Below are 14,885 nucleotides of genomic sequence, written 5' to 3'. Positions count from 1 at the left end.
CTGCCATGGCCACTCGCCAACCCCTGGATGCCACCGCCTGCAGCCTGATGGTCGGCCTGTGCGCGATCTGGGGCCTGCAGCAGGTGGCGCTCAAGGCCACTGCGTCGGACATCGCCCCGGTGCTGCAGATTGCCCTGCGCTCCGGCGGCGCGGCGCTGCTGGTGGGCCTGCTGATGTGCTGGCGCGGCGAGCGCCTGGGGCTGGGCGACGGCCATTGGCGCCCGGGCCTGCTGGTGGGCGGGCTGTTCGCCCTGGAGTTTCTGCTGGTGGGTGAAGGGCTGCGCTACACCACGGCCTCGCACATGGCGATCTTTCTCTATACCGCGCCGATCTTCGCCGCCCTGGGGCTGCACTGGCTGATGCCGGCCGAGCGGTTGAAACCCGCGCAGTGGCTGGGTATCGGCGTGGCCTTTGGTGGCATAGTCGTGGCCTTTAGCGGCCCCGCCGCGGCCGGGCACGGCGGTGGCAGCCATGTGCTGCTGGGGGATTTTCTCGGGGTGCTGGGCGGGGTCGCCTGGGGCGCGACCACCGTGGTGGTGCGTTGTTCGCGGCTAGCCTCCAGCCCCACCACCCGGACCCTGCAGTATCAACTGCTGGGGGCCTTTGTCTGGCTCGGGCTGGCGGCGCTGCTGACCGATCAGACCAGCATCCATTTCACTCCGTTGGTGGTCGCCAGCCTGGGCTTTCAGGTGTTGGTGGTGTCGTTCGCCAGCTTCCTGATCTGGTTCACCCTGCTGCGCCGCTACCCGGCCTCGCGGTTGGGCGTGCTGTCGTTCATGACCCCGCTGTTCGGCATAGGTTTCGGGGTCTGGCTGCTGCATGAGCCGCTGGAGCCGAACTTCATTTTCGGCGCGTTGCTGGTGCTGGCGGGGATTGTCATGGTCAGCGGCTACGAGTGGCTGCGCCAGCGTTTCAAGCGCAATCGCGAAAGCCCGGTGGCGCCGCGCGGTTCTTGAACGCCCGGGCGCTGGCAAGTCGGCTCCTGCCAGCGAGACCGTTCCCGGGACGATTCAGCGTTTCGCCGCCTCAAGGGCGTTGCGAATGTCTTCCTGCAACTGGCGGGCACCGCTGCAGGCAGGGTCGGCGGGGCCGTGCTTGCAGGATTTATCCAGCACCTTCAGCGCCAGATCGGCGTCGGGCGCCACGCCTATGCCCCGGCTCAGGTGGAAGCCGTACATGGTGCAGGCCCAGGGGTCATCCAGCTCACAGGCCTTGTTGAAGGTCTGCACTGCACAGTGCCGGGTGCCCTGGCTGTCGGCGTCGGCCGTGAGCATGCCGGCGGCGCGGTTGGTGCAGCCGGAGACCAGGCCCAGGCTGCAAGCGCGCTGGTACAGCGGTTCATAGCCTTCGGCCGGCCCTTTGGCCTGTTGCAGGGTGGTTGCCAGCCAGTAGCAATCGTTGCCGTCGCCGGCCTCGCAGCGCTGCAGGCAGGCCCCCAGCTGCTCCGGGATTTCGCAGCGGTTGGCCTGCGTGGCCCGTATCGCGGCCCTGGCCGGCATGTTGTCGCCGGGGCATTGCCTGGCCTGGGCCTGCCAGTCCTGCCGGGCCTGGACTTTGGCGTACAGGGCAGCGATCAGTTCCTGGTCGGTGGGCGCGGCGCTGGCGGCAATGCTCGACAGCAAGGCCATGCCGAACAGGCAGAAACGGTAGAGGCGATGCATGGGGCAGAGTCCTTTCCAGGGGGCGTGGGCGCGGAGGGTATCTTAAGGATTTTCGCCAATAGCTCCAGGCTGCCGACGGGGTGGCGAGACGTTTTTTTTCAATTTCCCCCCGGCAGCTCTCTTGTGGTCCCGGGGTTTTACTCTGTACTGTATATAAAAACAGTATATGGGCCTAGCCATGCAACTGATCGACAAGCTGAGCATCCTCGCCGACGCCGCCAAGTACGACGCTTCCTGCGCCAGCAGCGGCGCGCCCAAGCGCAGTTCCGAAGGCAAGAGCGGGCTGGGTTCGAGCAATGGCATGGGCATCTGTCACAGCTATACGCCGGACGGGCGCTGCGTTTCGCTGCTCAAGGTGCTGCTGACCAATTTCTGCCTCTACGACTGCCAGTACTGCGTCAATCGCCGTTCCAGCGACGTACCCCGGGCACGCTTCAGCCCCGAGGAAGTCGTGCGCCTGACCCTGGATTTCTACCGGCGCAATTGCGTCAGCGGGCTGTTCCTCAGCTCGGGGATCATCCGCTCGGCGGACTACACCATGGAGCAACTGGTGCAGGTGGCCAGGCTGCTGCGCGAAGAGCACGAGTTCCGTGGCTACATCCACCTCAAGACCATCCCCGACGCCGACCCGTTGCTGATCGAGCAGGCCGGGCGCTACGCCGACCGCCTCAGCGTCAACGTCGAGCTGCCCACCGACCAGGGCCTCAAGGCCCTGGCCCCGGAAAAGCACCTGGGTTCGATCAAGCAGGCCATGGGCACCATCTATACCGGCGAGCAGACGGTGCTCAACGAGCCCCGGGCGCCGCGCTTCGCCCCGGCCGGGCAGAGCACCCAGATGATCGTCGGCGCCGATGACACCGACGACAGCACCATCCTCCACAGCGCCGAGGCGCTGTACGGCAACTTCCGCCTGCGCCGGGTCTATTACTCGGCCTTCAGCCCGATTCCCAACAGCCCGAAAAGCGTACCCCTGGCCGCGCCACCGCTGATGCGCGAGCACCGCCTGTACCAGGCCGACTTCCTGCTGCGCGGCTATGGCTTCAGCGCCAACGAACTGTTCCAGGGGCCGGGGCACCTGGCCCTGGACATGGACCCCAAGCTGGCCTGGGCCCTGGACAACCGCAGCGTGTTTCCCCTGGACCTGAACCGTGCCGAACCGGCGCTGATCTCGCGCATTCCGGGGATCGGCCTGCGCACTACCCAGCGCCTGGTGGAACTGCGCCGCGAGCGGCGTATCCGCTACGAGGACCTGGCGCGCATGCGCTGTGTGCTGAGCAAGGCCAGGCCGTTCTTTATCACCAGCGACTATCACCCGCAGCAGGCGGAGACCAGCAGCGCGCTGCTCTACCAGCAACTGCGGGAACGCCCGCAACCGCAGCAGATGGGGCTTTGGGGATGATCAGCCTGGACTGTGACGACCTGTTCGACACCTGGCGCCAGCAGGCGCGCTGGCTGCTCAGCCATTCCATCGACCCGAGCCGGGTCAGTTGGTCCGGGACGCAGGAGGCCGATCTGTTCGCCAGCGATGAGGCTTGCCCTGAGCAGCCCGGTCCGTTTCGTGCGCGGATTCCCCTGGCCCTGCTGGAGCTGCTGGAACGGGCCGCCTGCTATCGCGGCGAGCAGCGCTGGAGCCTGTTGTACGAGGTGCTGTGGCGGGTCAGCCATGGCGACCGCACGGCCATGCTCAGCGGCGATCAACTGGGCAGCGAGTTGCAGCGGCGAATCAAGCAAGTCGACCGCGAGGCCCATCACCTGCATGCCTTCGTGCGCTTCGTCAGCTTGCCCGCGGGCCGCTCACAGCTGGCCGAGCAGCCTGAATACGTGGCCTGGCACGAGCCGGCCCACGACATCCTGGCCCAGGCCAGCCGGCATTTCATCGGGCGCATGGGGCGCCACCGCTGGATGATCGCCACGCCCCGGGACGGGGTGTATTTCGACGGTACGCAACTGCACCACCACAGGCGCTGCCCCAGCGCCTGGCGGCAACTGGCCCAGGCCGGTGAAGACCCCGGGGGCGAGCTGTGGCTGGCCTACTACAGCCATATCTTCAACCCGGCGCGGCTCAACCCCCGGGTGATGCAGGGGCATTTGCCGGTGCGCTTCTGGAAGCACCTGCCGGAGGGGCCGCTGATTCCGGCACTGATCAACCAGGCTCGCCACGGCAAGCAGCGCGACGGGCAGGCCAGCCAGGTGGCAGCACGGCCAGGCAAGCGGATCGGCCAGCCGCGCGGCGATAGCGCTGGGCAGGCCCCAGGGCCTTCCCTGACAATGGGCGGCTTTGAACAATGAGGCAGGCAGCCAATGGATGACGGCGTGGATGACGGCAAGGGCATTACCGAGGAATTCTGGTCGAAGGGAGTGACTGACGACGCGAAGATGATGTGGCGGGTGGGCAGCCGCGGCGTGACCTTCCTGGCGGCGCTGCTGCTGCCCAAGACCGGGTTCAAGGTCGTGGACATCGCGGTTGGAGTGCTGACCATGCTGATCCCCTTGCTGGTGATCGAGACCCAGAGGGCCTATTCGAAGTTTTCCCCCGGGTTTCTCGCCTGGGTGATCCGCATCAGTGTGTTTGCCAGCGGTGTGGCCATGGCCAGCCTGGGGCTGGTGGTCTACTTCGGGGTCGTGATGCCTTTGGTTTCAGCGGTGGGCATGCATTTTTTTCAACAGAGCGCCAGCCTCCAGTCCCAGGGGCAGAGCGGGGTGGAACTGGTCGGTTTCTGGTGGATGGCGGCTGTCACCGGCTTTGCCGTGATGTATGCAGTGTTCAAGAATTTTCGCGAGACCAAGGTGTTCGAGATCGTCTATCACCTGCCACGCAACGGCGTGAGGCAGCTCATGCAGGAGCGGCCGCTGCGCGCCAGCAACTGGCCGATGTTCGTCTGGTTCGAGCTCTGCGTGTTGATCGCGAGCTTTTTCTACACCTTGATGGCATCCCAGGCCGCGCTGCTGGTGGTGGATGGAACGCAACAGGTGCTGATGTTGTTCGGTATCAGCCTCTGAGGGGGAGCCCCGCCTTCGGCTGGCATCCTGCAGGCTCCAGGCATGAAAAAGCCCGCCCCTGGCAACCAGGGGCGGGCTCGGCTGAAGCAGGGGGGGGGGGAATCAGACCTTGACGATCCAGCCCGCTGGCGCTTCGACGTCGCCGGTCTGCACACCGGTCAGCTCTTTGTAGAGCTTCTGGGTGATCGGGCCGACTTCTTTTTCGCTGTAGAACACGTGCAGCTTGTTCTGGTACTCGATGCCGCCGATCGGCGTGATCACCGCGGCAGTACCGCAGGCACCGGCTTCCTTGAAGTCCGCCAGCTTGTCGATGAACACGTCGCCTTCGACCACTTCCAGGCCCAGGCGGGTCTTGGCCAGCTCGATCAGCGACAGGCGGGTGATGCCCGGCAGTACCGATGGCGAGTTGGGGGTGACGAATTTGTCGTCATGGGTGATGCCGAAGAAGTTGGCCGAACCCACTTCCTCGATCTTGCTGTGGGTCAGCGGGTCGAGGTAGATGCAGTCGGCGAAGCTGGCCTTCTTGGCCTGGGCGCCGGGCATCAGGCTGGCGGCGTAGTTGCCACCGACCTTGGCCGCGCCGGTGCCCTGAGGCGCCGCGCGGTCGTAGCTGGAGATCAGGAAGTTGTGCGGGGTCAGGCCGCCCTTGAAGTAGGCGCCGACCGGGATGGCGAAGATCGAGAAGATGAACTCCGGCGCGGTGCGCACGCCGATGTTGTCGCCGACGCCGATCACGAACGGGCGCAGGTACAGCGCGCCGCCGGTGCCGTAGGGCGGGATGAAGCGTTCGTTGGCCTTGACCACGGCCTTGCAGGCTTCGATGAACTGTTCGGTGGAGACCTGCGGCATCAGCAGGCGGGCGCAGCTGCGCTGCATGCGTGCGGCGTTCTGGTCCGGACGGAACAGGTTGATCGAACCGTCCTTGCAGCGGTAGGCCTTGAGGCCTTCGAAACATTGCTGGCCATAGTGCAGGGCGGTGGAGCCCTCGCTGATGTGCAGCACATTGTCTTCAGTCAGGGTGCCTGCGTCCCACTCGCCGTTACGCCAGTGCGACAGATAGCGCTTGTCTGTCTTGATGTAGTCAAAACCCAGCTTGTCCCAATTGATGCTTTCGTTACCCATGACACCCTCTATCGCTTAACAACCGTCGGAACGGCTCAAGGCTTCTGACGTTTTTTTGGATGGGCACAACAATACTGCATTCCGGGGGCGTGCCGCATCCCGGACGATGGGAGGGGGCGCAAAAAAACTTAGCCTGCTTATGAAGCTTCCCCCCTAACAGCCCCATACCCCTGTAGGAGCGAGCTTGCTCGCGAAGGCCGCTTGGCTGTCCACGCTGGCCCTTTCGCGGGCCAGCCGCGCTCCTACCTGGGCACTGTCCTGTGTGCCCCTTGAATGGTTACAGATGCAGGGCGTGGCCCAGTGCCCGCAGCGCCGCTTCCTGGACCGCTTCACCCAGGGTCGGGTGGGCGTGGATGGTGCCGCCGATGTCTTCCAGGCGCGCGCCCATTTCCAGGGATTGGCCGAACGCCGTGGACAACTCGGAGACTCCGACTCCCACTGCCTGCCAGCCGACAATCAGGTGATTGTCACTTCGGGCCACCACCCGCACGAAACCGCTTTTCGATTCCAGGGTCATGGCCCGGCCATTGGCCGCGAACGGGAAGCTGCTGACGATGCAATCCAGGCCGGCAGCGCGGGCCTCGTCCGGGGTCTTGCCCACCACCACCAGTTCCGGGTCGGTGAAGCACACCGCGGGGATCGCTGCCGGGTTGAATTCCCGGTGCTTGCCGGCAATCAGCTCGGCGACCATCTCGCCCTGGGCCATGGCCCGGTGCGCGAGCATCGGCTCACCGCTCAGGTCGCCGATGGCCCAGACGTTGCGCATGCTGGTCTGGCACCGGTGGTCGATCTTGATGGCCGCGCCGTTCATGTCCAGGTTCAGGCTTTCCAGGTTCCAGCCCTGGGTGTTGGGCTTGCGGCCCACCGCCACCAGTACCTGGTCGGTGGCCAGGTTCAGGGTGTCGCCATTGGGCTCGCGTACCTGCAGGCTGCTGCTGGCGGCATCGAAGCCCAGCACGCTGTGCTTGAGGTAGAGCTTGATCCCCAACTGCTTCACCGAGTCCAGCACCGGCTGGGTCAGTTCGCCGTCGTAGGCGGGCAGGATGCGTTCCTGGGCCTCCACCACGCTGACCTCGACCCCGAGCTTGCGGTAGGCGATGCCCAGTTCCAGGCCGATGTAGCCGCCGCCGACCACGGTCAGGCGCTTGGGCAGGGTCTTGGGCGCCAGGGCCTCGGTGGAGGAAATGATCGGCCCGCCGATGGGCAGCATCGGCAGGTTGACGCTTTTCGAACCGGTGGCCAGCAGCAGGTGCTCGCACTGGATGCGGGTATCGGCGCCTTCGATTTCCACGGTCTTGCCGTCGATGACCCTGGCCCAGCCCTGGATCACCTGGACCTTGTTTTTCTTCAGCAGCGCGGCGACCCCGGTGGTCAGGCGGTCGACGATGCCGTCCTTCCATTCCACGCTCTTGCCGATGTTCAGGGTTGGCGCCGCCACTTCGATGCCCAGGGCCGAGCCCTGGCTGTGGTGGCGGGTCTGGTGGAACTGCTCGGCGACATGGATCAGCGCCTTGGACGGGATGCAGCCGATGTTCAGGCAGGTGCCGCCCAGGGACTGGCCTTCCACCAGAATGGTGGAGATGCCCAGCTGGCCGGCACGGATCGCCGCCACGTAACCGCCAGGGCCGCCGCCGATGATCAGCAGTTGGGTATTGAGAGTCTGTTGCATGTCTTACTCCACAAACAGCGTGGCGGGTTGTTCGAGCAGGCCGCGAATGGCCTGGATGAATTGCGCAGCGTCCATGCCGTCGACCACCCGATGATCGAAGGAGCTGGAGAGGTTCATCATCTTGCGGATCACGATCTGGCCCTTGATCACCATGGGCCGCTCGACGATGCGGTTGACCCCGACAATCGCCACTTCCGGCAGGTTCAGCACCGGCGTGCTGACGATCCCGCCCAGCGCGCCGAGGCTGGTGAGGGTGATGGTGGAACCGGAGAGTTCATCCCGGGCGGCCTTGCCGCTGCGAGCGGCCTGGGCCAGGCGCGAAATTTCCTCGGCATTGCCCCACAGGCTGCGGGCTTCGGCGTGGCGCACCACCGGTACCATCAGGCCGACGTCGCTCTGGGTGGCGACCCCGACATGCACCGCGCCGTGGCGGGTGATGACCTGGGCTTCGTCGTCATAGCGGGCGTTGATCTGCGGGAAGTCGCGCAGGGCGACGACCATGGCCCGCACCAGGAACGGCAGCAGGGTCAGCTTGCCGCGGGTGGCGCCGTGCTTTTCATTGAGGTGGATGCGCAGCTCTTCCAGGGCGGTGACGTCCACTTCCTCGACATAGCTGAAGTGCGCGGCGCGATGCTTGGACTCCTGCATGCGCTGGGCGATCTTGCGGCGCATGCCAATGACCTGGATCTGCTCTTCATCATGGCGCTCGGCATAGCCGGCCCCTGGCGCCGAGTAACCCTTGAGCGGCTGGCTGTCCTGGGCCAGGTAGGCGTCCAGGTCTTCGTGCAGGATGCGCCCGGCCGGGCCGCTGCCTTGCACCAGGCGCAGCTGGATGCCCAGGTCCAGGGCATGCTTGCGCACCGCCGGCGAGGCCAGCGGACGCTCGTCGGCTTCCCGGGCCACCGGTGCCTGGGGCGCTGGGCGGCAGGCTGCTGCTGGACTGGCGACGGGTTTTTCCGCTTTGGGGGCTTGGGCCACTGGCGCGGCGGCCACGGGCTTATTAATAGCTGCCGGCTCTTTTGCCGTCGGTGCGGCTGCCTGGGCGGATTCCTTGAGGTTGCCCGCGCCTTCGACCTCGATGCTGATGAGGATGCTGCCCACCGCCATCACTTCACCGGGCTCGCCGCCCAGGGAGATGACCTTGCCGTGCACCGGGGAGGGGATGTCGACCATCGCCTTGTCGGTCATCACGTCTGCCAGAACCTGATCTTCCACTACCTGATCGCCGACCTTGACGTGCCACTGCGCCAGTTCAACTTCCGCGATGCCTTCGCCGATGTCCGGCATCTTGATAACGTGCGTGCCCATTCAGACCTCCATGACCCGTTGCAGCGCCGCGCCCACTCGGGACGGCCCTGGGAAATATGCCCACTCCTGCGCGTGGGGATACGGCGTATCCCAACCGGTGACGCGCTCGATCGGGGCTTCCAGGTGGTGGAAGCAGTGTTCCTGCACCAGCGACACCAGTTCGGCGCCGAAACCGCAGGTACGGGTGGCTTCATGCACCACCACGCAACGGCCGGTCTTCTTCACCGACTTGACGATGGTGTCCAGGTCCAGGGGCCACAGGCTGCGCAGGTCGATGACCTCGGCGTCGATGCCGGTTTCCTCGGCCGCCACTTGCGACACATAGACGGTGGTGCCGTAGGTGAGGATGGTCACGTCCTTGCCCGGGCGGGCGATGGCCGCCACGTCCAGGGGGACCTTGTAGTAGCCGTCCGGCACCTGGGCCGCCGGGTGTTTCGACCAGGGGGTTACCGGGCGATCGTGGTGGCCGTCGAACGGGCCGTTATACAGGCGCTTGGGTTCGAGGAAGATCACCGGGTCATCGTTCTCGATGGAGGCGATCAGCAGGCCCTTGGCGTCGTAGGGGTTGGACGGCATCACGGTGCGCAGGCCGCAGACCTGGGTAAACATCGCCTCGATGCTCTGGCTGTGGGTCTGCCCGCCGTAGATGCCGCCGCCGCAAGGCATGCGCAGGGTCATGGGCGCGGTGAACTGGCCGGCGGAGCGATAGCGCAGGCGCGCGGCTTCGGAAATGATCTGGTCCGAGGCCGGGTAGACGTAGTCGGCGAACTGGATTTCCGCCACCGGGCGCAGGCCGTAGGCGCCCATGCCGATGGCCGCGCCGACGATGCCGCTTTCCGAGATCGGCGCGTCGAACACCCGCGAGGTGCCGTACTTGGCCTGCAGGCCTTCGGTGCAGCGGAACACGCCGCCGAAGTAGCCCACGTCCTGGCCGAACACCACGACGTTGTCGTCACGCTCGAGCATCACATCCATGGCCGAGCGCAGGGCCTGGATCATGGTCATGGTGGTGGTGGTCATGGCGGTGTCCAGCTGGATATTGTTGTTGTGATCGTTCATCTCAGATCCCCAGTTCCTGGCGTTGGCGTTTCAGGTGCTCGGGCATGTCCTTGTAGACATCCTCGAACATGGTCGCGGCGCTGGGGATCTGGCCGCCGGCGAGGGTGCCGTACTGCTCGGCTTCCTTCTGGGCGGCGATGACCTGGGCTTCCAGCTCGGCACTGACCGCGGCGTGTTCCTCTTCGGACCACTGGCCGATCTTGATCAGGTGCTGCTTGAGGCGGGCAATCGGATCGCCCAGGGGGAAGTGGCTCCAGTCGTCGGCCGGGCGGTACTTGGACGGGTCGTCGGAGGTGGAGTGCGGGCCGGCGCGGTAGGTGACCCACTCGATCAGGGTCGGGCCAAGGTTGCGGCGGGCACGTTCGGCGGCCCAGCGCGAGGCGGTGTAGACGGCGATGAAGTCGTTGCCGTCGACCCGCAGCGAAGCGATGCCGCAGCCCACGCCGCGTCCGGCGAAGGTGGTGGCTTCACCGCCGGCGATGGCCTGGAAGGTGGAGATCGCCCACTGGTTGTTGACCACGTTGAGGATCACCGGTGCGCGGTACACGTGGGCGAAGGTCAGGGCGGTGTGGAAGTCCGACTCGGCGGTGGCGCCGTCGCCGATCCAGGCCGAGGCGATCTTGGTATCGCCCTTGATCGCCGAGGCCATGCCCCAGCCCACGCCCTGCACGAACTGGGTCGCCAGGTTGCCGGAGATAGTAAAGAACCCGGATTCCTTCACCGAGTACATGATCGGCAGCTGGCGCCCCTTGAGCGGATCGCGCTCGTTGGACAGCAGTTGGCAGATCATCTCCACCAGCGGCACTTCCCGGGCCATCAGGATGCTTTGCTGGCGGTAGGTGGGGAAGCACATGTCGTCGATGTTCAACGCCAGGGCCTGGGCACTGCCGATGGCTTCCTCGCCCAGGCTCTGCATATAGAAGGACATCTTCTTCTGCCGTTGGGCGACCACCATGCGGTTGTCGAAGATCCGCGTCTTGAGCATGGCGCGCATGCCCTGGCGGAGGATCTCCACAGGCACGTCCGCGGCCCAGTCGCCCAGGGCGTTGCCCTGATCGTCGAGCACGCGGATCAGGCCACGGGCCAGGTCGGCGCAGTCGGCAGGTTCGATATCGATAGGAGGTTTGCGGGCCAGGCCGGCATCGTTCAGACGCAGGTAGGTGAAGTCGGTCTTGCAGCCGGGACGCCCCGAGGGCTCGGGAACGTGCAGGCGTAGCGGTGCATACGCTGGGGTCATGGCTTTCTACGCTCGATCTTGTGGATTTCTTGTAATTGGGCGCGCTAGCTGACAGTCATTCCCTGGGTAAGAGAAATCTTGTCCTACAAACATCATAGGCCGGGCGTAGAAGAATATTTATCTCTGTTTCATTGCGCTGGACGGTATTTGCAGATAAAAAATCTGCATAAACATAAAAAACAGGTTGTTTTGTCTCATGCGCAAACTGGACCGTACCGATATCGGCATTCTCAACAGTCTTCAGGAGAATGCCCGCATCACCAACGCTGACCTCGCCCGCTCGGTGAATCTTTCGCCCACCCCGTGCTTCAACCGGGTCAAGGCCATGGAGGAGCTGGGGCTGATCCGCGAGCAGGTGACCCTGCTGGATGCCGACCTGTTGGGGTTGCACGTCAATGTTTTCATCCACGTCAGCCTGGAGAAGCAGGTGGAAGAGGCCCTGCAGCACTTCGAGGAGGCCATCGCCGACCGCCCGGAGGTGATGGAGTGCTACCTGATGGCCGGTGATCCGGACTATCTGATCCGGGTGCTGGTGCCCAGCATCCAGTCCCTGGAACGCTTCATGATGGACTTCCTGACCAAGGTCCCCGGGGTGGCCAATATCCGTTCCAGCTTTGCCCTCAAACAGGTGCGCTACAAGACCGCGCTGCCCTTGCCGGCCAACGGCCTGACCCTGGGCACCTGAGGTTCAGGCCGGGACTTCGCTCCACAGCTGTTGCAGTTGCTTGAAGTCCCAGGCCTCTTGCGCTTCCCGGGCGACGATGTGTTCCTCGCCCTGCAGCCGTGAAAGGTCCAGGACCCGTTGCGGCAGGGGCATCTTCGAGCGTGTGGAAAAGAACACCTTGACCTTGGGCAGTAGCAGCGACTCGCTGTTCTGCTCCAGGACCACCGCCAGCTTGCCGCTGTTCAGGCGCACCAGGGAACCCACCGGGTAGATGCCCACGCACTTGACCAGGGCCTGCAACACCCGCGGGCCGAAATGCCCGGTCCAGCCGGACATGCGCTGCAAGGCTTCGGCCGGGTCCCAGCCACGGTTGTAGGGGCGGGTCGAGGTCACGGCGTCATACACGTCGCAGACCGCGCCCATCTGTGCGAACAGACTGATCTGCTCCCCCGCCAGATGGTGCGGGTAGCCGCTGCCGTCGATCTTTTCGTGATGGTGCAGGCACACATCCAGCACCAGCGCGTCCAGCTGCGGGTTCTGGCGCAGGATGGCACCACCGGCGGCAGGGTGCAGCTTGACCCGCTCGAACTCGTCGGCGGAGAGTTTTTCCGGTTTGTTGAGGATGCTGTCGGGGATGGTCAGCTTGCCGATGTCGTGCAGCAGCCCGGCGACTCCGGCCTGGTGCACCTGCTCCACCGGCAGCTCCAGTTGCCGGGCCACCGCCACCATCAGCGCGCAGACCGCCACCGAGTGCATGTAGGTGTAGTCGTCGGCGGTCTTGAGCCGGGCCAGGCTGATCAGCACGTCGGGGTGGCGCAGCAGCGAGCTGGAGATGTTGTGCACCAGCTCGTCCACCTGGACCAGCTCGATGGCCTGGCCCATGCGCACCTCCTGGAACATCTGCATCACCGCCTTCTTGGAGTGGGCGCAGATCTTCAGCGCACGCTGGATTTCCTCGGCCCGCTCGACCCGCAGCGGGGCTTCGCCCTTGAGCGGCGGCTGGGCGGCCGGCGCGCTGGGCTGCGGGTTCGCCGGCAGGTCCAGGCCCTTGTCCGAGTCAATCCACAGGCTGCTGACATTGGACTGGCGCAGGCGCTGCAGGTCGGCGTGGCTATTGAGCACGAAGCCGGCTTTCCAGAACGAATGGTCCAGCCACGAACCGCAGAACTGGTGGATATACATGCCCATCTGCAACTGCTGCACGGAAATGAGTTTGAGCACGGTCGAGCCCCCCACCTGATTCAGACCGGCCCGGGCGCCAAGAGGCGGCCCGGGCTGGCTGATCGATAACGCTCCTTGCCGTTACTTATCCTGAACCGCTTGACCGGTCGCGCCCGGTCAGAGGGAGAAGCGTGCCACCAGTTTGTTCAGACTGACCGCCAGTGACGACAGTTCACTGCTGGCGATGGAAGTCTGGCTGGCGGCGGACGAGCTTTGCAGCGACAGGTCGCGGATGCTCATCAGGTTCTGGTCCACCGAGCGTGCCACCTGGGCCTGTTCCTCCGAGGCGGTGGCGATCATCAGGTTGCGTTCGTTGATTTCGCTGATGGCCTGGGTGATATGACCGATGGCGGCGCCGGCCTCGTGGGCGATGGCCAGGGTCTGGCTGGCGTCCTCGCTGCTTTGCTGCATAGACAGCATAGCCTTGCTCGAACCGCTCTGGATGCCCTGGATCATCTGCTCGATCTCCTGGGTCGAGAGCTGGGTGCGGTGGGCGAGGGCGCGTACTTCATCGGCCACCACGGCGAAGCCGCGGCCCTGTTCCCCGGCCCGGGCGGCCTCGATCGCGGCGTTCAGGGCCAGCAGGTTGGTCTGCTCGGCAATGGCGCGGATCACATCCAGGACCTTGGTGATGTCCTGGGCCTGCTGGGCCAGGCCGGCCATTTCCAGCCGGGTGTGTTCCACGGTGCCGGTGAGTTTCTCGATGGAGTGGATGGTCTGCTCGACCCGCTCCTTGCCCAGCCCGGCCGAGCGCTCGGAGGCCTGGGTGGATTGCGAGGCGGACACCGCGTTGCGCGCCACTTCCTCCACCGCAGCGGTCATTTCATTGACCGCGGTGGCGGCCTGGTCGGTCTCCATGCTCTGTTGCTGGATGCCGGCGTTGGACTCGCGGGTGATGGCGCTCATTTCCTCGGCCGCGGAAGCCAGTTGGGTGGACGAATCGGCGATGTGGCGGATGGTGGATTTCAGGCTGTCGAGCATGGCCTGGGTGGATTTCTGCAGGTCGGTCAGCTCGTCCTGGCCGCTGACTTCCACCTGGGCCCGCAAGTCGCCCTCGGCGATCTTCTGGGTGGTGGCCAGCAGCGACAGTACCGGGCGGATGATGCTGCGGGTGAACAGGGTGGCGATGAGGATCGTCAGGACAATCGCCAGGACGATGATCACCGAGGTCAGGGTCAGGCCGGTGTCGAACTGTTGGCCTGCCTGGTTGGCGGAGTGCTCGGCGCCGTTTTCGTTGATGGCGATCAGTGCCTCGATGGCGGACTGCAGGGTGTTGGCCAGGGGCACGGTGACCTGGTTGATGTAGTCGCTGGTCTGTTGTGCAGTGTTGGTCTTGCTGCTCTCGATCAGCACCGCCAGCTTGTCCAGGTAGTCCTGGGCGCCGCGCTTGACCTGATCAAAGGTGGTTTTTTCCTCGGCGCTGGAAACCAGCGGTTCGTAATCCTTGATGGCCTGGGCCAGGCTGGCCTTCAGGGTCCCCAGCTTGTCCAGCGAAGCGGCTTTCTGGGCATCGTTCTCAGTGGCGTAGTGCAGTGCTTCCAGGCGCACGCGCAAGGTGCCGGATTCGATTTTCGTGGCTTGCCTGACGCTGGGCAGCCAGTTGGTTTGCAGATCCAGTGCCGCGTCGTGAATCTGTCCCATTTTCCACAGTGCCAGCCCTCCCAGACCAATCAGCAGTACACAGATGGCGCCGAAACTCAGTAGCGCCCTGGAAGTCAGTTTCATGTTTCTTGTCACCATAAAGGCACCTTGCAGGTTGGAGTGATACAGCCAAGTACGTTTCGACTCCTTGTCGCCTTGATATCACTCTGATCTCAAAGTTGTGAAAAATCTGCATAGATGTAAAAAAATATTTCTACGGGTGTTTTCCTGTTCAGCCCGCAGACAGCTTGAGCCCTTGCAGGACGCCGTGCTTGACCTTCATCAAGGCGCTTTCCGGGGTTT

Annotated in this window: 13 protein-coding genes; 5 read left to right on the top strand and 8 right to left on the bottom strand. The window is 64.7% G+C overall.

Annotation, left to right across the window (positions count from 1 at the left end; genetic code table 11):
• The first annotated feature begins 5 nt into the window (after positions 1 to 5).
• A complete protein-coding gene (locus AC1RCO_RS25835) occupies positions 6 to 956 on the top strand; it encodes a DMT family transporter (protein ID WP_401019625.1) in 951 nt (316 codons plus the stop codon).
• A 54-nt stretch (positions 957 to 1,010) separates the two neighbouring features.
• Here AC1RCO_RS25835 and AC1RCO_RS25830 read toward each other — a convergent pair whose 3' ends face one another.
• A complete protein-coding gene (locus AC1RCO_RS25830; protein ID WP_492618169.1) occupies positions 1,011 to 1,661 on the bottom strand; it encodes an SEL1-like repeat protein in 651 nt (216 codons plus the stop codon).
• Positions 1,662 to 1,839: 178 nt separating this feature from the next.
• Here AC1RCO_RS25830 and AC1RCO_RS25825 point away from each other — a divergent pair, with 178 nt between their 5' ends.
• From AC1RCO_RS25825 to AC1RCO_RS25815, 3 genes are read left to right on the top strand one after another with little or no spacing between them, the layout of a single operon-like run.
• A complete protein-coding gene (locus tag AC1RCO_RS25825; protein ID WP_015635263.1) occupies positions 1,840 to 3,060 on the top strand; it encodes a putative DNA modification/repair radical SAM protein in 1,221 nt (406 codons plus the stop codon).
• Positions 3,057 to 3,950 carry a TIGR03915 family putative DNA repair protein gene (locus AC1RCO_RS25820; RefSeq protein ID WP_492618168.1) on the top strand — a complete coding sequence of 298 codons (894 nt, stop codon included), beginning with the start codon at positions 3,057 to 3,059 and terminating at the stop codon, positions 3,948 to 3,950. Before AC1RCO_RS25825 ends, AC1RCO_RS25820 begins: the two co-directional genes overlap by 4 nt.
• Before the next feature lie 12 nt (positions 3,951 to 3,962).
• Positions 3,963 to 4,661: a hypothetical protein gene (locus tag AC1RCO_RS25815; protein WP_065363798.1), complete on the top strand. Its 699-nt coding sequence runs from the start codon at positions 3,963 to 3,965 to the stop codon at positions 4,659 to 4,661.
• Positions 4,662 to 4,763: 102 nt separating this feature from the next.
• Here the strand turns inward: AC1RCO_RS25815 and AC1RCO_RS25810 are convergent, their stop codons facing one another.
• From AC1RCO_RS25810 to AC1RCO_RS25790, 5 genes are all read right to left on the bottom strand, one after another.
• Positions 4,764 to 5,783: a branched-chain amino acid aminotransferase gene (locus tag AC1RCO_RS25810; RefSeq protein ID WP_011060826.1), complete on the bottom strand. Its 1,020-nt coding sequence runs from the start codon at positions 5,781 to 5,783 to the stop codon at positions 4,764 to 4,766.
• Between the two features lie 277 nt (positions 5,784 to 6,060).
• Positions 6,061 to 7,452 carry a dihydrolipoyl dehydrogenase gene (gene lpdA / locus AC1RCO_RS25805; RefSeq protein WP_041117646.1) on the bottom strand — a complete coding sequence of 464 codons (1,392 nt, stop codon included), beginning with the start codon at positions 7,450 to 7,452 and terminating at the stop codon, positions 6,061 to 6,063.
• 3 nt (positions 7,453 to 7,455) lie between these two features.
• Positions 7,456 to 8,760 (bottom strand): dihydrolipoamide acetyltransferase family protein, encoded by a 1,305-nt coding sequence (locus AC1RCO_RS25800; RefSeq protein ID WP_492618167.1) that lies wholly within the window; start codon positions 8,758 to 8,760, stop codon positions 7,456 to 7,458.
• Positions 8,761 to 9,819, bottom strand: a complete 1,059-nt coding sequence (locus AC1RCO_RS25795) for an alpha-ketoacid dehydrogenase subunit beta (RefSeq protein ID WP_011060829.1) — start codon at positions 9,817 to 9,819, stop codon at positions 8,761 to 8,763.
• 1 nt (position 9,820) lies between these two features.
• The gene (locus AC1RCO_RS25790; RefSeq protein WP_065363800.1) at positions 9,821 to 11,056 is read right to left on the bottom strand and encodes a 3-methyl-2-oxobutanoate dehydrogenase (2-methylpropanoyl-transferring) subunit alpha; all 1,236 of its coding nucleotides are present in this window, start codon (positions 11,054 to 11,056) and stop codon (positions 9,821 to 9,823) included.
• A 196-nt stretch (positions 11,057 to 11,252) separates the two neighbouring features.
• Here AC1RCO_RS25790 and bkdR point away from each other — a divergent pair, with 196 nt between their 5' ends.
• A complete protein-coding gene (gene bkdR, locus AC1RCO_RS25785; RefSeq protein ID WP_011060831.1) occupies positions 11,253 to 11,741 on the top strand; it encodes a Bkd operon transcriptional regulator BkdR in 489 nt (162 codons plus the stop codon).
• A 3-nt stretch (positions 11,742 to 11,744) separates the two neighbouring features.
• On the opposite strand, the gene AC1RCO_RS25780 is transcribed toward bkdR, so the two are convergent.
• On the bottom strand, positions 11,745 to 12,941 hold the full coding sequence (locus AC1RCO_RS25780; protein WP_342403576.1) for a cyclic di-GMP phosphodiesterase: 1,197 nt from the start codon (positions 12,939 to 12,941) through the stop codon (positions 11,745 to 11,747).
• Positions 12,942 to 13,058: 117 nt separating this feature from the next.
• Positions 13,059 to 14,666 (bottom strand): methyl-accepting chemotaxis protein, encoded by a 1,608-nt coding sequence (locus AC1RCO_RS25775; protein ID WP_492618166.1) that lies wholly within the window; start codon positions 14,664 to 14,666, stop codon positions 13,059 to 13,061.
• Positions 14,667 to 14,885 lie beyond the last annotated feature (219 nt).

Source organism: Pseudomonas sp. GW823-FHT03E05, assembly GCF_058796855.1.
The sequence above is the reverse complement of the archived record's forward strand: the minus strand, read 5'-3'. Positions and strand labels throughout refer to the sequence as shown.